Genomic DNA, 16719 nt, shown 5'->3' with positions numbered 1-16719 from the left:
CATCAGGAAACGACGGAAATCAACTCAATGGGTGCGAGTGACTTTGCTCAGGTGACGGGGCTGGTCCGGGTCCATGCCCCGGGCCTGGGCCAAACCTGCAGCCATCACATAGAAGCTCTGGATCGCCAGGATCGGGTCCAGGGCCGGGTGTTCGGCACGGCTCAAGGTCAGGTCGCGTTCGGCGATATCGTCGGGCGCGGCCAGCAGTACTCGGGCGCCACGTTGGCGCATTTCCGCGGCCAGGGTCAGCAGGCCCGGCTGTTCGGCGCCGCGTGGGGCGAATACCAGCAGCGGGTAGTTGTCATCAATCAACGCCATCGGGCCGTGGCGCACTTCGGCGCTGCTGAAGGCTTCGGCCTGGATTGCCGAGGTTTCCTTGAGTTTGAGCGCGGCTTCCTGGGCGATGGCAAACCCGGCGCCACGGCCGATGACCATCAGGCGTTGGCAGTCGCGCAGGGCGTCGATGGCCAGGCTCCAGTCCTGAGTCGCCGCTTCGCGCAGGCCGGCGGGCAAGGCTTCGCAGGCGTCGAGCAGGCCGTCTTCGTGATTCCAGTGGCCGACCAACTGGGCGCTGGCGCTCAAGGTGGCGATAAAGCTCTTGGTCGCGGCCACGCTGCGCTCGGGACCTGCGCACAGTGGCACATGGAATTCGCAGGCGGCTTCCAGGGGCGAGTCTTCGGCATTGACCATCGACACACTCAAGGCCCCGCGCTTGCGCAGCAGGCGCAGGCTGTTGACCAGGTCCGGGCTCTGACCCGACTGGGAGAACCCGAAAGCCACCTGACCGCTGACCTTCAGCGGCGCCTGGGACAGCGTCACCACGGACATCGGCAACGACGCCACCGGAACGCCCACGTGCTGCATGGCCAGGTAGGCAAAGTAGCTGGCGGCGTGGTCCGAGCTGCCACGGGCGATGGTCATCGCCACTTGCGGCGGCTGGCGGCGCAGGCGTCCGGCGATCTCTTCGAGTATCGGGTTCAGGCCATGCAGTTGCGCCGCGACGGCCTCACAGGAGGCCAGGGCCTCTTCAAGCATTTTTGAAGTCAATGGTTTCTCCTTCGACCATTACGTCGGTGAGGTGCAGGGAGCGGTCCAGGCGTACGCAGTCGGCAAAGCTGCCGGGTTGCAGGCGGCCGCGTTGTTCCAGGCCCAGATAGTCCGCCGGAAATTGCGACAGGCGCTGTGAGGCTTCGTTGACAGGCAGGCCGATCTTCACCAGGTTGCGCAGCGCCTGATCCATGGTCAGGGTGCTGCCGGCCAGGGTGCCGTCGGCCAGGCGTACGCCGCCCAGGCATTTGGTCACGGTGTGGCTGCCCAGCTTGTACTCACCGTCGGGCATGCCGGCGGCGGCGGTGGAGTCGGTGACGCAGTACAGGCACGGGATCGAGCGCAGGGCCACGCGCATGGCGCCGGGGTGCACGTGCAGCAGGTCCGGGATCAGTTCTGCGTAGGTCGCATGGGCCAATGCCGCGCCGACGATGCCCGGCTCGCGGTGATGCAGCGGGCTCATGGCGTTGTACAAATGGGTGAAACTGGTCGCGCCGGCAGCCAGGGCGGCGACGCCTTCTTCATAGCTGCCCAGGGTGTGGCCGATTTGCATGCGCACGCCGCGTTGGCTGAGGGCGCGGATCAGGCCGTCATGGCCGGCGATTTCCGGGGCAATGGTGATTACCCGGATCGGTGCCAGGCGCAAATATTCCTCGACCTCGGCCATCAATGCGGTGTGGGCGAAGTTGGGTTGCGCGCCAAGTTTGCCGGGATTGATGTAGGGACCTTCCAGGTGTACGCCCAGCACACGGGCGCTGCCGGCCGGGCGGTGTTCGCAGAACTGGCCGAGTTCACCGAGCACCCGGGAGATTTCCTCGACCGGGGCAGTCATGGTGGTGGCCAGCAGCGAGGTGGTGCCGAAGCGCACATGGGTGCGGGTGATGGTCTCGAAGGCGTCGATGCCTTCCATGATGTCCTTGCCGCCGCCACCGTGCACATGCAGGTCGATAAAACCCGGCAGCAAGTAGGGCAGGTCGTTGTCAGCCGGATCGCAAGGCACACCTTCGACGGCGCTGACCTTGCCTTCGTGGTGCACCAGGCGGCCGCGAATCCAGCCGTGGGGCGTGAGGATATTGTCTTCGGACATGGGCAGTTCTCTAAGGCCGCAACTCGGCGGCAAAGTCGTATCGACGCAGCTCTGCGACAAAGTCGTAGTAATCGTTGCGGCAGTAGGTGTCGGTGATCTCGATCGGCGTGTTGTCGGCGGTGTAGCCCACGCGGGTCATCAGCAGCATGGCGGTGCCGGGGGCGATGCCCACCAGGGCGGCGAACTCGTCCGAGGCGTTGACCGCCTGGATATGCTGCAGGGCACGCACGATGGGCTTGCCGATACTTTCCAGGTACTCGTACAGCGAGCTGCCGATGGCTTGCGGTTGCGGCAGCACCGAGGCGGGCAGGGTGGTCATCTCAATGGCCATGACGGTGTCGTCGGCTTTACGCAAACGCTTGAGGCGCGCCACTTTGTCGGTGGGCGACAGGGCCAGGCGGATCAGTTCTTCGTGGGTCGGCGGGGTGATGTCGCGTTCCAGCCATTGTGAGCTGGGCACAAAGCCCTTGAGGCGCAACATCTCGCTGAAGCCCGACAGGCGCGACAGCGGCTGCTCCAGGCGTGGGGTGATAAAGGTGCCGGAGCCCTGGCTGCGGCGGATCAGGCCTTGGGCAAACAACACTTCCAGCGCCTTGCGGGCGGTGACCCGCGAGATGCTCAACTGCTCGCTGAGGACGCGTTCCGACGGCAGTGCCTGTTCGGACTTCCACTCGCCGGCATGAATGGCGGCTTCGAGCTTGCGGGCCAATTGCAGGTATAGCGGCGTGGATTGCTTGTCGTCTGGGCGTAGGGCCAGGATGGGATTCATCTGTCAGGTTTCCGATGCGTTATTGGAGTGTTGTCGCCCGGTATTGGCCGAAAATTAATACCACTTAAATACCATGTCAATCCTGCCAAAACGGTGCAGATACGGCTTTCTTGGCCCTATAACGGGGCTTGCTCTCAAGTGGTATTAGAGAGGTCTTTATGGCGCGCAGAAAAGCGCAGCCCGCGCGGTGAACTGGTATTCACCGGCAGGCGTTGTGAGAGGCGGGGATTTTTTTGAATTATTTTACGAGCGGTCGCTGATTACGGCCGGATCTCGATCAGGGTGCCGTCTTTGACCAGGGTCCAGACTTCACGCATGTCGACGTTGCGCATGCCGATGCAGCCGTCGGTCCAGTCCAGGGTGTGGAACCACTGTTCCGGGTAGTCTTCGGTGTCGGGGGTGCCGTGGATCATGATCATGCTGCCGGGCTTCACCCCTTCGCGGCGTGCGCGGGCGGCGTCGCTGATATTGGGGTAGGAGATGTGCATGGCCAGGTTGAAGCGTTCGCTGGTCTTGCGCCAGTCGATCCAGTACAGGCCTTCCGGAGTGCGGCGGTCGCCCTCGATCAGCTTGTGGCCCTTGGGGTTTTTACCCAGGGAAATGCGGTAGGTCTTGAAGGGTTTGCCGTCGTTGATCAGTTGCAACTGATGGGCGGACTTGAGCACCAGGACTTTTTCGACGGTTTTGCCGTCCAGGGTCTCCACGGTGGAAGCCGGCGACAGCGTGGCGAACGACAGGCAGAGCAGAGCAAGCAACCAACGCATTGAAACGATTTCCCTTGATGCCGGATTATTATTGGGCGGGCTTGCCCATCGGCGGCACAGCCTCGCTGCGTACCGGGTAGGACTGTTCGCGGCGGTCAGCGAAAAAGCATTCTAAGGTACGTGCCACCGTGCGGAAAGCCAGCTCGGACCAAGGGATGTCGGCTTCGTCGAACAGCTGCACTTCAAGGCTTTCGGGACCTGCAGCGTAGTCCAGGTCGACCAGCTCGGCGCGGTAGAAGATATGCACCTGGTTGATGTGCGGCACGTCGATGAGGGTGTAGATCGCCAGGTTGCGCACGCGGGCGCAGGCTTCCTCCAGGGTTTCGCGGGTGGCGGCCTGTTCGACGGTCTCGCCGTTTTCCATAAAGCCTGCGGGCAAGGTCCAGTAACCCAGGCGCGGCTCGATGGCGCGGCGGCACAACAGCACCTTGTCGCCCCACACCGGTACGGTCCCGGCGACGATATTGGGGTTCTGGTAGTGAATGGTCGAGCAGTGATCACACACAAAACGCAGGCGCCCGTCGCCTTCGGGAATGCGTTGGGACACCGGTTTGCCGCACTGGCTGCAGAATTTCATGCTGGGGTTCCTGGAAAGTGCGCCTATCTTGGCGTGGCGGGCGGGGGCCTGCAAGTTGTCGTTTAGCGACACCCGCCGGGTTTTGGGGTTGGGCGCCCGCCCGCTTTGGTGCATGATGCTTGGTAGCCAACAGACCGAGATGACTCATGCTGGACGAGCTACTTCGCCGGGTAAGCAACCACACCCCCCATACGCTGGAAACCGACGGGCGTTTCCCCGAGGCCGCGGTGCTGGTGCCGATTACCCGCAGTGACGAACCTGAGCTGATCCTGACCCTGCGCGCCAGCGGCCTGTCGACCCACGGTGGCGAAGTGGCGTTTCCCGGCGGTCGCCGCGACCCCGAAGACCCGGACCTGATTTTCACCGCCCTGCGTGAGGCCGAAGAGGAAATCGGCCTGCCGCCCGGCCTGGTCGAAGTGATTGGCCCGTTGAGCCCCCTGATTTCCCTGCACGGTATTCGCGTCACGCCTTATGTCGGTGTGATCCCCGATTACGTCGAGTACCTGGCCAACGATGCCGAAATCGCCGCCGTGTTCAGCGTGCCCCTGGATTTTTTCCGACAGGATCCGCGTGAACATACCCACAGAATCGATTACCAGGGGCGCAGTTGGTACGTGCCCAGCTATCGGTTTGGCGAGTACAAGATCTGGGGGCTGACGGCGATCATGATCGTCGAGCTGATCAACCTGCTCTATGACGACGCCCAGATCAGCCTGCACCAGCCGCCTAAAAGCTTCATCAATATCTAAAGCCATCGTTTGAATGGCGAGCCGTGAGGACACACCATGAAATACCGCCTGGGCGACGCCCGCGTCGAGACGCACCCCAACAGCTGGGTGGCACCCAATGCCACGCTGGTGGGCAAGGTCAAGCTGGAGGAGGGCGCCAATGTCTGGTTCAACGCGGTATTGCGTGGCGACAACGAACTGATCCTGATCGGCAAGAACAGCAACGTGCAGGACGGCAGCGTGATGCACACGGACATGGGCTTCCCGCTGACCTTGGGCACCGGCGTGACCATTGGCCATAACGCCATGCTGCACGGCTGCACCGTGGACGATTACAGCCTGATCGGCATCAATGCGGTGATCCTCAACGGCGCGAAAATCGGCAAGCACTGCATCATCGGCGCCAATTCGCTGATCGGCGAAGGCAAGGAAATTCCCGACGGTTCGCTGGTAATGGGCTCGCCGGGCAAAGTGGTGCGCGAGTTGACGGACGCGCAGAAGCGCATGCTCGAAGCCAGCGCCGCGCACTATGTGCATAACTCGCAGCGGTATGCCCGTGACCTGGCCGAGCAGTCAGAATGAACCCGACTGAACGCCCCGTCGCCTCGCCGTGCGTGAGCATTTGCGCGCTGGACGATGACGATATCTGCACTGGCTGCCAGCGGACGGTGGATGAGATTACCCGTTGGAGTCGTATGGATAACACCGAGCGCCGGGTGGTGCTGGGGTTGTGCCATGAGCGGGCGGTGGCGAGTGGGTTGGTGTTTATGGTTCCTGGTAAATCCGGCGCCTGATAGATCGCCATCGGGGGCAAGCCCCCTCCCACAATTGAATGTATTCACAGATCAAAATGTGGGAGGGGGCTTGCCCCCGATGAGGCCCTCCCAGACGACATATTTCCAAATGTGAAGTACCCTGTGCCCCTTGTTCACAGGTCCCTCGCCCCATGCTCTTCCTGATCGCCTACATCAGCAGCGTCGTGCTGATCAACTTCGCCTTCTCCACCGCCCCGCACCTGGACGTAATCTGGTCCGCCTGGGGTGGGCTGGTCTTCATCCTGCGCGACATGGTGCAAACCCGCTTCGGCCATGGTGCGATCGTCGCCATGCTGGCGGCGCTGGTGCTGTCCTATGTCACTTCCGACCCGGCCATCGCCCTGGCCAGTGCCACGGCTTTCGCGGTGTCCGAATGCATCGACTGGCTGGTGTTCAGCATCACCAAGCGCCCACTCCACGATCGCCTGTGGATAAGTTCGGCGCTGAGCATTCCCCTCGATACGTTTATCTTCTTCGGCCTGATCGGTGCCCTGACGCCCGCAGTGGTGGGCACCGCCCTGGCCTCGAAATTCGCCGGTGTGACGGCGGTCTGGTTGATCATGGCCTGGCGCATTCGCAAGCGCGCCGTCGCCAACTGAGGCCAATTTTTACAGTTCATGTAAAATGCCGGCCTTTCTCCCCATGATCCGCTCCCCTGAGGACCTGAGATGACCCGAATCGGAACTCCATTGTCGCCAACCGCGACCCGCGTATTGATGTGTGGCTGCGGTGAGCTGGGCAAGGAAGTGGTAATCGAGCTGCAACGCCTGGGCGTTGAAGTGATTGCCGTGGATCGCTACGCCAACGCGCCGGCCATGCAAGTGGCGCATCGCAGCCATGTGATCAACATGCTCGACGGCGCCGCCCTGCGTGCAGTGATCGAAGCCGAGAAGCCGCACTTCATCGTGCCGGAAATCGAAGCCATCGCCACCGGTACGCTGGTGGAACTGGAAGCCGAAGGTTTCACCGTGATCCCTACCGCCCGTGCAGCGCTGCTGACCATGAACCGTGAGGGCATTCGTCGCCTGGCTGCTGAAGAGCTGGATCTGCCGACCTCGCCGTACCACTTCGCCGACACCTTCGAAGGCTACAGCAAGGCTGTCCAGGACCTGGGCTTCCCGTGTGTGGTCAAGCCGGTGATGAGTTCGTCGGGCAAGGGCCAGAGCCTGCTGCGCAGCGCTGACGACGTGCAAAAAGCCTGGGATTACGCCCAGGAAGGCGGGCGTGCCGGCAAAGGCCGCGTGATCATCGAAGGGTTTATCGACTTCGACTACGAAATCACTCTGCTGACCGTGCGTCACGTCGGCGGCACCACCTTCTGCGCGCCGGTCGGTCACCGTCAGGAGAAGGGCGATTATCAAGAGTCCTGGCAGCCTCAGGCCATGAGCCCGGTTGCCTTGGCTGAGTCCGAGCGGGTTGCCAAAGCCGTGACCGAGGCCTTGGGTGGTCGCGGTCTGTTTGGTGTGGAATTGTTCATCAAGGGTGATCAGGTGTGGTTCAGCGAAGTGTCGCCGCGCCCGCACGACACCGGTCTGGTGACCTTGATTTCTCAGGATCTGTCGCAGTTTGCCCTGCACGCACGCGCCATCCTGGGCCTGCCAATCCCGCTGATCCGTCAGTTCGGGCCTTCGGCGTCAGCGGTGATTCTGGTGGAAGGGCAATCGACGCAGACCGCCTTCGCCAACCTCGGTGCGGCACTGAGCGAGCCGGACACGGCGTTGCGTCTGTTTGGTAAGCCAGAAGTGAATGGCCAGCGCCGCATGGGCGTGGCGTTGGCGCGGGATGAGTCGATTGAAGCGGCTCGGGCCAAGGCCACCCGGGCTTCCCAGGCTGTTGTGGTAGAGCTCTAAAAGCATCGGGGGCGGTGCGACGATTCGACTTGCCCCCGATAGCGGTCTATCAGGACACCTTGTTCAAATCATTATCCCGCGTCTCTTTCAGGCACAGCACAGCAATCAAGCTGAGCAACGCTGCCGCCGACACATACCCGCCGACATAACTCAGCCCGCCCATCGCCACCAGTTTGGTCGCGAAAAACGGTGCCGCCGAAGCGCCCACAATCCCACCCAGGTTATACGCCGCCGAAGCCCCGGTATAACGCACGCGTGTCGGGAACAGTTCCGGCAGCATCGCGCCCATCGGCGCGAAGGTCACACCCATCAGGAACAGCTCCAGCGCCAGGAACAGCGCCACGGCCCAGGTCGAACCGTGGGTCAGCAAGGGTTCCATGGTGAAGCCGGACAGGATGGCGAGAATCGCGCCGACGATCAGCACCGGCCTGCGTCCATAGCGATCACTGGCCAAGGCTGCCAGCGGTGTGGCCAACCCCATGAACAGCACCGCGAAGCACAGCAGGCCAAGGAAGGTTTCGCGGCTGTAGCCCAAGGTCGACACGCCGTAGCTCAGGGAAAACGCCGTGGTGATATAGAACAGCGCATAGCACACCACCATCGACGCGGCGCCCAGCAGTACGGGCAGCCAATGCTGGCTGAACAATTCCACCAGCGGCACCTTGACCGGTTTTTCCTTGGCCACGGCGTTGGCGAACACCGGGGTTTCATGCAGCTTCAACCGTGCATACAGGCCGACCATCACCAGCGCGGCGCTGAGGATGAACGGGATGCGCCAACCCCAACTGCGGAATTGCTCGTCGTCAAGGCTCATGGCCAGGATCAGGAACAGGCCGTTGGCCGCCAGAAACCCGATCGATGGGCCAAGCTGCGGGAACATGCCGAACCAGGCGCGTTTGCCTTTCGGAGCGTTCTCGGTGGCCAGCAGTGCCGCGCCGCCCCATTCCCCGCCCAGCCCAAGGCCTTGGCCGAAGCGCAGCACGCACAACAGGATCGGTGCCCAGGCCCCGATGGTGTCGTAGCCCGGCAGCAAGCCGATCAGCGTCGTGCACACGCCCATCAGCAGCAGCGAGGCCACCAACGTGGACTTGCGGCCGATACGGTCACCAAAGTGTCCGAACAGCGCCGAGCCCAGTGGGCGGGCGATGAAGGCGATGCCGAAAGTCAGGAACGACGCCAGCATCTGCGCGGTGCCGGAGGTCTGCGGGAAGAACACCGGGCCGATCACCAGGGCTGCGGCGGTGGCGTAGATATAGAAGTCGTAGAACTCGATGGCGGTGCCGACGATGCTCGCCGTGGCGACCCGTGCAGTCGAGTTGGTCGGGGCGGCGGTCGCGGCCTCGTTATAGGTGGTGCTCATTGAGTTATCCCTGACAGTCATTGCGCGTTTGGACGCGGATTATTATTGGTCGAACACCCGTGGATCAGGGTTGTACGCGGTCGGGCGAAGCTTGGGTAAGCCGCAGGGATTATAGGAAGGGGTCTGGAATTACAACAAGAGCCGACACGCCGCAAATCAAAATGTGGGAGGGGGCTGTTTACCGTCAGGCAGTTACGCGGCGACGGGTATCCGGCTGGTGTGCCAGATCAGCACCTTGGCCACGCGGTTGTCCTCGGTTTCAAGGATTTCCAGGCGGTAGCGGCCGATTTTCAGGCACACCGCGCAATCCGGAATGGTCTCCAGCGCTTCGGTCACCAGGCCGTTGAGGGTCTTGGGGCCGTCGCTGGGCAGGTGCCAGCCCAGGCTCTTGTTCAGTTCGCGGATCGAGGCGGCGCCATCAATGATGTAGCGGCCATCGGGTTGCGCTTCGATATGCGGATTGTCCGTGCCTTGTTCACTTTCGAATTCACCGACGATTTCTTCGAGGATGTCCTCAAGGGTCACGATGCCCAGTACTTCGCCATACTCATCCACCACCATGCCCAGACGTCGCTGCTGTTTGTGGAAGTTCAGCAGTTGCAGTTGCAGAGGCGTGCTTTCCGGGACGAAGTAGGGTTCGTGGCAGGCGGCGAGCAGCGCCTCTTTGGTCAGGCTGGCGTCGGGCAGCAGATGCTTGACCTGCCGGGTATTGAGCACGGCCTGGACCTGGTTGATATCACTGTGAAACACCGGCAGGCGTGTGCGTGGCGAGATGCGCAGCTGTTCGATGATGGCTTCGATCGAGTCGTCGAGGTTGATGCCGTCCACTTCGCTGCGGGGCACCAGGATGTCATTGACGGTAATGTTGTCCAAGGCGTGGATGCCGGGCATGCGAGGGGTGTGGTCGGCGTCGGGCTCGGGTTCGTCATCGTGATCGTGACCGGGCAGAGGCTCGTCGCTCTTTTTCACCGCGCCGGATTTTCGTGCAAACGGGCGCAACAACAGCAGGCTGATGCCATTGAGCAGCCAGGCTGCGGGGTAGAGGATTTTCAACGGCACGCCCAGCAACGTATTGCCAAAGCCCAGCACCGCGTGCGGATGACGGATAGCCAGGGCGCGAGGCAGGTAATCGGCCAGCACCAGCAGGAGTACGCAGGAAATCAGCCAGCCGAGCCAAGGACCATTCAGCGCCCAGGCATAGATCGCCAGCAGCGTGCAGAGAATCACCACAGCGGCGCGACACAGGCTGTTGCACAGGATCAGGCTGTTACGCGGGAAGTTCAGGCGGGCGGCCGCTTTATCACCCTGGCGTGTACCGGGGCGCAGGGCGAGCAAGTGGTGTTGTGCCGCTTCAATGGCGGTAAACAGCCCGGCCCATAACACCAGCAAGGCGATTACTGCGAGCATCGGCCCTAAGGGCAGGTTATCCATGATTGCTGCCCGTCAGATATGCAGGATGTATTCGCGAACCAGCTTGCTGCCGAAATAGGCCAGCATCAGCAGGCAGAAACCGGCCAGGGTCCAGCGGATCGCCTTGTGCCCACGCCAGCCGAGGCGGTTGCGGCCCCACAGCAACACGCTGAACACCACCCAGGCCAGGCACGCCAGCAGGGTTTTGTGCACCAGATGCTGGGCAAACAGGTTCTCCACGAACAGCCAGCCGGAAATCAGCGACAGCGAGAGGAGTGTCCAGCCGGCCCACAGGAAACCGAACAGCAGGCTTTCCATGGTTTGCAGCGGCGGGAAATTCTTGATCAGGCCGGAAGGGTGCTTGTGTTTGAGCTGATGGTCTTGCAACAGCAGGAGCAGGGCCTGGAACACCGCGATGGTGAACATGCCGTAGGCCAGGATCGATAACAGGATATGCGCGAGAATGCCGGGTTCTTCGTCGATCACCTGCACGGTGCCGGTGGGGGCGAATTGTGCCAGCAGCACCGTCAGCACGCCCAACGGGAAGAGCAGGACCAACAGGTTCTCGACGGGAATCCGATAACAGGCCATCAGCGTCAGGGCAATGACCGCAGCAGCGATCAGGCTGGCGGCGCTGAAAAAGTCCAGGCCCAGGCCAACCGGCGTCATCAGGTGGGTAAACAGGCTCGCGGCATGGGCCAGCAGGGCGAGGACGCCGAGGCCGACCAGCAGGCGTTTGTCTGCCTTGGTGCCTTGGGCAAGACGAGTGCCCTGATAGAGGGTCGCAGCGGCATACAAAATGGCGGCGGCGAGGCTGGGTAGCAAACTGGGTGACAAGGGGACCATAAATCCTGATAGACAAGCCCGAAAGGCGCTGAGTTTGGCATACACCTGCGTTCCACGAAAGACTCCAGGACCAGACAGCGGGTGTGCATGGGCGCAGTCTTCGCTATAATCCGCGACCTGCCCACGCCGCAGGCTCGCCGAGCGCTGTTTTTAATAGCGATTTACCACAGCCTGGGCCGTCATTACCTCGGTCTACCAATGCATTTCGATGAATGGGGCCTGAAAGGATCGCGCATGTTTGAAAACTTGACTGACCGTCTCTCGCAGACGCTGCGCCACGTAACCGGCAAGGCCAAGCTGACCGAGGACAATATTAAAGACACCCTGCGTGAAGTACGCATGGCGTTGCTGGAAGCCGACGTGGCCTTGCCTGTGGTCAAGGACTTCGTCAACTCGGTCAAAGAGCGCGCAGTGGGCACCGAAGTGTCCCGCAGCCTGACGCCGGGCCAGGCTTTTGTGAAGATCGTCCAGGCCGAACTCGAAAGCCTGATGGGCGCTGCCAACGAAGACCTGAACCTCAGCGCCGTGCCACCGGCCGTCGTGCTGATGGCGGGCCTGCAGGGGGCGGGTAAAACCACCACCGCCGGCAAGCTGGCGCGCTTCCTTAAAGAGCGCAAGAAGAAGTCTGTCATGGTGGTGTCGGCCGACGTATACCGTCCGGCGGCCATCAAGCAGTTGGAAATGCTGGCGGGCGAAGTCGGCGTGACCTTCTTCCCGTCCGACCTGAGCCAGAAGCCGGTCGACATTGCCAACGCGGCTATTAAAGAAGCCAAGCTCAAGTTCATTGATGTCGTGATCGTCGATACCGCCGGTCGCCTGCACATCGACGAAGAGATGATGGGCGAGATCAAGGCGTTGCATGCCGCGATCAACCCGGTCGAGACGCTGTTCGTGGTCGACGCCATGACCGGTCAGGATGCGGCCAACACCGCCAAGGCTTTCGGTGATGCACTGCCGCTGACCGGCGTGATCCTCACCAAGGTCGACGGCGACGCCCGTGGCGGTGCTGCGCTGTCGGTGCGTGCCATCACTGGCAAGCCGATCAAGTTCATCGGTATGGGCGAGAAGAGCGAAGCGCTCGAACCGTTCCACCCTGAGCGTATCGCCTCGCGTATCCTTGGCATGGGCGACGTACTCAGCCTGATCGAGCAGGCCGAAGCGACCCTCGACAAGGACAAGGCCGATAAACTGGCCAAGAAGCTGAAGAAGGGCAAGGGCTTCGATCTCGAAGACTTCCGTGACCAGCTGCAACAAATGAAGAACATGGGCGGCCTCGGCGGCCTGATGGACAAGCTGCCGAATATCGGCGGTGTGAACCTGGCGCAAATGGGCAATGCCCAGGGCGCGGCAGAGAAGCAGTTCAAGCAGATGGAAGCCATCATCAACTCCATGACCCCGGCCGAGCGCCGCGACCCTGAGCTGATCAGCGGTTCGCGCAAACGTCGGATCGCCATGGGCTCCGGCACCCAGGTGCAGGACATCGGTCGCTTGATCAAGCAGCACAAGCAGATGCAGAAGATGATGAAGAAATTCTCCGCCAAAGGCGGAATGGCCAAGATGATGCGCGGCATGGGCGGTATGTTGCCCGGCGGCGGCATGCCGAAAATGTAAAGAATTCGAGCGGGGGCGTGCCCCTGCTCCGACCCACAGGGATGTGGGATCTCCAGCAAACCCGCCGTTGGCGGGGGCTGACCTGCCGTTTTAACCGACGGCTCTCTAGCAGATCTGAATGGCACGCTGATAGGCGCCAGAAAAAGACATTTGCAAAAGTCCGGATATTCCTTAGAATATGCGGCCTTTCGGGCACCTATGCCCGCTGTGCATTTAGATTTGCAGCACCGACTACAGGAACGATGTTCACATGCTAACAATCCGTCTTGCCCTTGGCGGCTCCAAAAAGCGCCCGTTTTACCACTTGACCGTAACTGACAGCCGCAACCCACGTGACGGCTCTCACAAGGAACAAGTAGGCTTCTTCAACCCGATCGCTCGTGGTCAAGAAGTCCGTCTGTCTGTGAACCAAGAGCGCGTAGCCTACTGGCTGAGCGTTGGTGCACAACCGTCTGAGCGTGTTGCTAAGTTGTTGAAGGACTCGGCTAAGGCCGCAGCCTGAGCAATATGAACGCGACGCCAGCTGTTGCTGATGATTTGATCGTTATCGGCAAGATTTATTCTGTTCATGGCGTTCGCGGCGAAGTGAAGGTGTATTCCTTTACTGATCCGACTGAAAACCTGTTGCAGTACAAAACCTGGACGCTCAGGCGCGAAGGGAGTGTGAAACAGGTCGAGCTGGTCAGCGGACGCGGGAGCGATAAGTTCCTGGTCGCGAAGCTCAAGGGTCTTGATGATCGTGAAGAAGCTCGTCTTCTGGCTGGTTATGAGATCTGCGTGCCGCGCAACCTGTTCCCTGAATTGACCGACGGCGAGTACTACTGGTACCAGCTGGAAGGTCTGAAGGTTATTGATCAACTCGGGCAATTGTTCGGGAAAATCGATCATCTTCTGGAAACCGGCGCCAATGATGTAATGGTGGTCAAGCCTTGCGCTGGCAGCCTGGATGATCGCGAACGCCTGCTGCCCTATACGGAGCAGTGTGTGTTGGCTATCGACCTGGTAGCGGGCGAGATGAAGGTGGAATGGGACGCGGACTTCTAAGCGTGGCTAATTTGCGCATTGAAGTGATCAGTTTGTTTCCCGAGATGTTTTCCGCCATCAGCGAGTACGGCATCACCAGTCGGGCGGTGAAACAGGGGCTCTTGCAGCTCACCTGTTGGAACCCGCGAGACTACACGACGGATCGACATCACACTGTGGACGATCGCCCATTTGGCGGTGGCCCGGGCATGGTGATGAAGATCAAGCCCCTGGAAGACGCGTTGGTTCAGGCCAAGGCAGCTGCCGGGGAGAAGGCGAAGGTAATTTACCTGTCCCCTCAAGGCCGTCAGCTGAAACAGGCTGCGGTACGCGACATGGCGAATGAGGAAGCATTAATCCTGATTGCCGGTCGCTATGAAGGCATTGACGAGCGATTTATTGAAGCTCATGTCGATGAAGAGTGGTCGATTGGGGACTATGTCCTGTCTGGCGGCGAGCTGCCGGCGATGGTCCTGATAGATGCGGTTACACGACTGCTGCCTGGAGCTTTAGGGCATGCGGACTCCGCGGAGGAAGACTCCTTCACGGACGGTTTGCTGGATTGCCCGCACTACACCCGACCGGAGGTGTATGCGGATCAGCGTGTTCCCGACGTATTGCTAAGTGGCAATCACGCACACATCCGGCGTTGGCGTTTACAGCAGTCCCTTGGTCGGACCTATGAACGACGCGCCGATCTTCTGGAAAGCCGCTCGCTTTCTGGAGAAGAGAAGAAGCTGCTCGAGGAATACATCCTCGCGCGGGACGATAGTTAACAACGTATCGATGGTAGGTCCATTGACTTACCTTAGGAGCACAGCATGACTAACAAAATCATCCTTGCACTCGAAGCAGAGCAGATGACCAAAGAGATCCCTACCTTTGCCCCGGGCGACACTATTGTCGTTCAGGTGAAAGTGAAGGAAGGCGACCGTTCGCGTCTGCAAGCGTTCGAAGGCGTGGTAATTGCCAAGCGTAACCGTGGTGTGAACAGTGCTTTCACTGTTCGTAAAATCTCCAACGGTGTTGGCGTAGAGCGTACTTTCCAGACCTACAGCCCGCAAATCGACAGCATGGCCGTCAAGCGTCGCGGTGACGTACGTAAAGCCAAGCTGTACTACCTGCGTGACCTGTCCGGTAAAGCAGCTCGCATCAAGGAAAAACTGGCTTAAGTCCAGCTTCCCGATGCAGAAAGAAGCAGCCTACGGGCTGCTTTTTTGTGCCTGAAATTTGTCCATTCCCCGGTATTTGTCCATGACCACCCGCCCCGAAGAAATCCAGCGTCGCACCGATCTGTCCGTGACCCACGTGACCAAGGCCGTATTCCCGCCCACCACCAACCACCACAACACCCTGTTCGGCGGCACCGCGTTGGCCTGGATGGATGAAGTGTCGTTCATCACCGCCACGCGCTTCTGTCGTTTGCCGTTGGTGACGGTCTCCACTGACCGCATCGACTTCAATCACGCGATCCCGGCGGGCTCTATCGTTGAACTCATCGGGCGGGTTATCAAGGTAGGGAACACCAGCCTCAAGGTGGAGGTTGAGGTGTTCGTTGAGAGCATGAGCGCCGATGGCCGCGAGAAGGCGATCCAAGGTGTGTTCAGTTTTGTGGCGATTGATGCCGATAAGCGTCCGGTGCCTGTGCTGCCTGGGTTTGTAGACTGATCCTGGACCGAGCCGCGGCCATCGCAGGCAAGCCAGCTCCCACATTTGATCGGTGGAGGGTGCAAATCAGTGACCCGACACAAAACCCCTGTGGGAGCTGGCTTGCCTGCGATAGGATCTAACAGACACTACAGTAATCCGCCCGAGCCCTCATGCCTGCCATTGACCACCCCCTGATCGACCGCTTCCTCGACGCCCTCTGGCTGGAAAAGGGCCTGTCGGACAACACCCGTCAGGCCTACCGCAGCGACCTTGCCCTGTTCAACGGCTGGTTGCAGGATAAAAACCTTGAATTGGTCAATGCTGGCCGCGAGCTGATCCTCGATCACTTGGCCTGGCGCCTGGAGCAGAATTACAAGCCGCGTTCCACTGCGCGATTCCTCTCCGGTGTACGTGGCTTTTATCGCTATCTGCTGCGGGAAAAACTCATCACCCTGGACCCGACGCTGCAGGTCGATATGCCGCAGCTCGGTAGGCCTTTGCCCAAGTCCTTGTCGGAAGCCGATGTCGATGCTCTGCTTGCCGCGCCCGACCTCAGCGAGGCTATCGGCCAGCGCGACCGCGCCATGCTGGAAGTCTTGTATGCCTGTGGCCTGAGGGTCACCGAGTTGATCAGCCTGACGCTGGAGCAGGTCAACCTGCGTCAGGGCGTACTGCGGGTGATGGGCAAGGGCAGCAAGGAGCGGCTGGTGCCGATGGGGGAGGAGGCGATTGTGTGGGTCGAGCGCTATATGCGCGATGCCCGTGGCGAGTTGCTCGGCGGCCGTCCCAGTGATGTGTTGTTCCCCAGCCAGCGCGGTGAGCAAATGACCCGCCAGACGTTCTGGCATCGCATCAAGCACCAGGCCAAGGTCGCGGGGATTGGCAAGAGCCTGTCGCCCCATACGTTACGCCATGCATTTGCCACCCATTTGCTCAACCACGGCGCGGATTTGCGCGTGGTGCAAATGCTGCTCGGGCACAGCGACTTATCCACCACCCAGATCTACACCCATGTGGCGCGCGCGCGATTGCAGGATATGCACGCCAAGCACCACCCACGAGGCTGAAAACCGCCAATTTATACCGCCACGGGCTGCCCTGCGGCCCAACTGTGGTAGGCTTTGCCGGTTAGCAAAGGTGACGGTGCCGGCCCGTGTCTACTGAGATCGCGGTGTTCCTTCC

General features: G+C 61.0%; 20 protein-coding genes. 12 read left to right on the top strand and 8 right to left on the bottom strand.

The window, feature by feature from the left end; genetic code table 11:
* Positions 1 to 24 precede the first annotated feature (24 nt).
* The 5 genes from DNK50_RS26240 to DNK50_RS26220 all read right to left on the bottom strand — a co-directional run bounded on the left by DNK50_RS26240 (position 25) and on the right by DNK50_RS26220 (position 4244).
* A complete protein-coding gene (locus DNK50_RS26240) occupies positions 25 to 1035 on the bottom strand; it encodes an SIS domain-containing protein (RefSeq protein WP_371929534.1) in 1011 nt (336 codons plus the stop codon).
* Positions 1028 to 2134 (bottom strand): N-acetylglucosamine-6-phosphate deacetylase, encoded by a 1107-nt coding sequence (gene nagA, locus DNK50_RS26235; protein ID WP_099585585.1) that lies wholly within the window; start codon positions 2132 to 2134, stop codon positions 1028 to 1030. The genes DNK50_RS26240 and nagA overlap by 8 nt, the downstream gene beginning before the upstream one ends.
* Before the next feature lie 10 nt (positions 2135 to 2144).
* Positions 2145 to 2903: a GntR family transcriptional regulator gene (locus DNK50_RS26230; protein WP_099585584.1), complete on the bottom strand. Its 759-nt coding sequence runs from the start codon at positions 2901 to 2903 to the stop codon at positions 2145 to 2147.
* A gap of 260 nt (positions 2904 to 3163) precedes the next feature.
* Entirely contained in the window at positions 3164 to 3667 is a 504-nt protein-coding gene (locus DNK50_RS26225) for a murein L,D-transpeptidase family protein (protein ID WP_112196641.1), read from the bottom strand.
* Positions 3668 to 3695: 28 nt separating this feature from the next.
* Positions 3696 to 4244, bottom strand: coding sequence for an NUDIX hydrolase (locus tag DNK50_RS26220; protein ID WP_099585582.1), 549 nt, complete (start codon positions 4242 to 4244; stop codon positions 3696 to 3698).
* Between the two features lie 146 nt (positions 4245 to 4390).
* On the opposite strand from DNK50_RS26220, the gene DNK50_RS26215 reads away from it, so the two are divergent.
* From DNK50_RS26215 to purT, 5 genes are all read left to right on the top strand, one after another.
* A complete protein-coding gene (locus DNK50_RS26215; protein ID WP_033898592.1) occupies positions 4391 to 4993 on the top strand; it encodes a CoA pyrophosphatase in 603 nt (200 codons plus the stop codon).
* A 36-nt stretch (positions 4994 to 5029) separates the two neighbouring features.
* Positions 5030 to 5554 (top strand): gamma carbonic anhydrase family protein, encoded by a 525-nt coding sequence (locus DNK50_RS26210; protein WP_099585581.1) that lies wholly within the window; start codon positions 5030 to 5032, stop codon positions 5552 to 5554.
* On the top strand, positions 5551 to 5766 hold the full coding sequence (locus tag DNK50_RS26205; RefSeq protein ID WP_099585580.1) for a DUF1289 domain-containing protein: 216 nt from the start codon (positions 5551 to 5553) through the stop codon (positions 5764 to 5766). The genes DNK50_RS26210 and DNK50_RS26205 overlap by 4 nt, the downstream gene beginning before the upstream one ends.
* Before the next feature lie 152 nt (positions 5767 to 5918).
* Positions 5919 to 6386: a VUT family protein gene (locus DNK50_RS26200; protein WP_099585579.1), complete on the top strand. Its 468-nt coding sequence runs from the start codon at positions 5919 to 5921 to the stop codon at positions 6384 to 6386.
* Positions 6387 to 6455: 69 nt separating this feature from the next.
* The gene (purT, locus tag DNK50_RS26195) at positions 6456 to 7637 is read left to right on the top strand and encodes a formate-dependent phosphoribosylglycinamide formyltransferase (protein WP_112196640.1); all 1182 of its coding nucleotides are present in this window, start codon (positions 6456 to 6458) and stop codon (positions 7635 to 7637) included.
* Positions 7638 to 7686: 49 nt separating this feature from the next.
* On the opposite strand, the gene DNK50_RS26190 is transcribed toward purT, so the two are convergent.
* The 3 genes from DNK50_RS26190 to DNK50_RS26180 all read right to left on the bottom strand — a co-directional run bounded on the left by DNK50_RS26190 (position 7687) and on the right by DNK50_RS26180 (position 11253).
* On the bottom strand, positions 7687 to 8997 hold the full coding sequence (locus DNK50_RS26190; RefSeq protein ID WP_112196639.1) for an MFS transporter: 1311 nt from the start codon (positions 8995 to 8997) through the stop codon (positions 7687 to 7689).
* A gap of 192 nt (positions 8998 to 9189) precedes the next feature.
* The gene (locus DNK50_RS26185) at positions 9190 to 10428 is read right to left on the bottom strand and encodes a transporter associated domain-containing protein (protein WP_099585576.1); all 1239 of its coding nucleotides are present in this window, start codon (positions 10426 to 10428) and stop codon (positions 9190 to 9192) included.
* A gap of 12 nt (positions 10429 to 10440) precedes the next feature.
* Entirely contained in the window at positions 10441 to 11253 is an 813-nt protein-coding gene (locus DNK50_RS26180) for an inner membrane protein YpjD (RefSeq protein ID WP_099585575.1), read from the bottom strand.
* A 234-nt stretch (positions 11254 to 11487) separates the two neighbouring features.
* On the opposite strand from DNK50_RS26180, the gene ffh reads away from it, so the two are divergent.
* The 7 genes from ffh to xerD all read left to right on the top strand — a co-directional run bounded on the left by ffh (position 11488) and on the right by xerD (position 16604).
* Positions 11488 to 12864, top strand: a complete 1377-nt coding sequence (ffh, locus tag DNK50_RS26175) for a signal recognition particle protein (RefSeq protein WP_003193965.1) — start codon at positions 11488 to 11490, stop codon at positions 12862 to 12864.
* A 250-nt stretch (positions 12865 to 13114) separates the two neighbouring features.
* A complete protein-coding gene (gene rpsP / locus DNK50_RS26170) occupies positions 13115 to 13366 on the top strand; it encodes a 30S ribosomal protein S16 (RefSeq protein WP_003238923.1) in 252 nt (83 codons plus the stop codon).
* 5 nt (positions 13367 to 13371) lie between these two features.
* On the top strand, positions 13372 to 13908 hold the full coding sequence (gene rimM, locus DNK50_RS26165; protein WP_099585574.1) for a ribosome maturation factor RimM: 537 nt from the start codon (positions 13372 to 13374) through the stop codon (positions 13906 to 13908).
* Positions 13890 to 14663 (top strand): tRNA (guanosine(37)-N1)-methyltransferase TrmD, encoded by a 774-nt coding sequence (gene trmD, locus DNK50_RS26160; RefSeq protein ID WP_152746780.1) that lies wholly within the window; start codon positions 13890 to 13892, stop codon positions 14661 to 14663. Before rimM ends, trmD begins: the two co-directional genes overlap by 19 nt.
* 45 nt (positions 14664 to 14708) lie before the next feature.
* Positions 14709 to 15059 (top strand): 50S ribosomal protein L19, encoded by a 351-nt coding sequence (rplS, locus tag DNK50_RS26155; protein ID WP_003175895.1) that lies wholly within the window; start codon positions 14709 to 14711, stop codon positions 15057 to 15059.
* A gap of 82 nt (positions 15060 to 15141) precedes the next feature.
* Entirely contained in the window at positions 15142 to 15555 is a 414-nt protein-coding gene (locus DNK50_RS26150) for an acyl-CoA thioesterase (RefSeq protein ID WP_099585573.1), read from the top strand.
* Between the two features lie 152 nt (positions 15556 to 15707).
* On the top strand, positions 15708 to 16604 hold the full coding sequence (gene xerD / locus DNK50_RS26145) for a site-specific tyrosine recombinase XerD (RefSeq protein WP_112196638.1): 897 nt from the start codon (positions 15708 to 15710) through the stop codon (positions 16602 to 16604).
* Positions 16605 to 16719 lie beyond the last annotated feature (115 nt).

The sequence above is a fragment of the Pseudomonas sp. LG1E9 genome (assembly GCF_003290225.1).
In the GTDB taxonomy this organism is placed as follows: domain Bacteria; phylum Pseudomonadota; class Gammaproteobacteria; order Pseudomonadales; family Pseudomonadaceae; genus Aquipseudomonas; species Aquipseudomonas cyclaminis.
Note: the sequence above shows the minus strand (reverse complement) of the source record. Positions and strands in the feature narration are given on the sequence as shown.

Coding starts and splice junctions, on each gene's coding strand:
- DNK50_RS26240 (WP_371929534.1), bottom strand. CDS start 1,035: ATGCTTGAAGAGGCCCTGGCCTCCTGTGAGGCCGTCGCGGCGCAACTG.
- nagA (WP_099585585.1), bottom strand. CDS start 2,134: ATGTCCGAAGACAATATCCTCACGCCCCACGGCTGGATTCGCGGCCGC.
- DNK50_RS26230 (WP_099585584.1), bottom strand. CDS start 2,903: ATGAATCCCATCCTGGCCCTACGCCCAGACGACAAGCAATCCACGCCG.
- DNK50_RS26225 (WP_112196641.1), bottom strand. CDS start 3,667: ATGCGTTGGTTGCTTGCTCTGCTCTGCCTGTCGTTCGCCACGCTGTCG.
- DNK50_RS26220 (WP_099585582.1), bottom strand. CDS start 4,244: ATGAAATTCTGCAGCCAGTGCGGCAAACCGGTGTCCCAACGCATTCCC.
- DNK50_RS26215 (WP_033898592.1), top strand. CDS start 4,391: ATGCTGGACGAGCTACTTCGCCGGGTAAGCAACCACACCCCCCATACG.
- DNK50_RS26210 (WP_099585581.1), top strand. CDS start 5,030: ATGAAATACCGCCTGGGCGACGCCCGCGTCGAGACGCACCCCAACAGC.
- DNK50_RS26205 (WP_099585580.1), top strand. CDS start 5,551: ATGAACCCGACTGAACGCCCCGTCGCCTCGCCGTGCGTGAGCATTTGC.
- DNK50_RS26200 (WP_099585579.1), top strand. CDS start 5,919: ATGCTCTTCCTGATCGCCTACATCAGCAGCGTCGTGCTGATCAACTTC.
- purT (WP_112196640.1), top strand. CDS start 6,456: ATGACCCGAATCGGAACTCCATTGTCGCCAACCGCGACCCGCGTATTG.
- DNK50_RS26190 (WP_112196639.1), bottom strand. CDS start 8,997: ATGAGCACCACCTATAACGAGGCCGCGACCGCCGCCCCGACCAACTCG.
- DNK50_RS26185 (WP_099585576.1), bottom strand. CDS start 10,428: ATGGATAACCTGCCCTTAGGGCCGATGCTCGCAGTAATCGCCTTGCTG.
- DNK50_RS26180 (WP_099585575.1), bottom strand. CDS start 11,253: ATGGTCCCCTTGTCACCCAGTTTGCTACCCAGCCTCGCCGCCGCCATT.
- ffh (WP_003193965.1), top strand. CDS start 11,488: ATGTTTGAAAACTTGACTGACCGTCTCTCGCAGACGCTGCGCCACGTA.
- rpsP (WP_003238923.1), top strand. CDS start 13,115: ATGCTAACAATCCGTCTTGCCCTTGGCGGCTCCAAAAAGCGCCCGTTT.
- rimM (WP_099585574.1), top strand. CDS start 13,372: ATGAACGCGACGCCAGCTGTTGCTGATGATTTGATCGTTATCGGCAAG.
- trmD (WP_152746780.1), top strand. CDS start 13,890: ATGGGACGCGGACTTCTAAGCGTGGCTAATTTGCGCATTGAAGTGATC.
- rplS (WP_003175895.1), top strand. CDS start 14,709: ATGACTAACAAAATCATCCTTGCACTCGAAGCAGAGCAGATGACCAAA.
- DNK50_RS26150 (WP_099585573.1), top strand. CDS start 15,142: ATGACCACCCGCCCCGAAGAAATCCAGCGTCGCACCGATCTGTCCGTG.
- xerD (WP_112196638.1), top strand. CDS start 15,708: ATGCCTGCCATTGACCACCCCCTGATCGACCGCTTCCTCGACGCCCTC.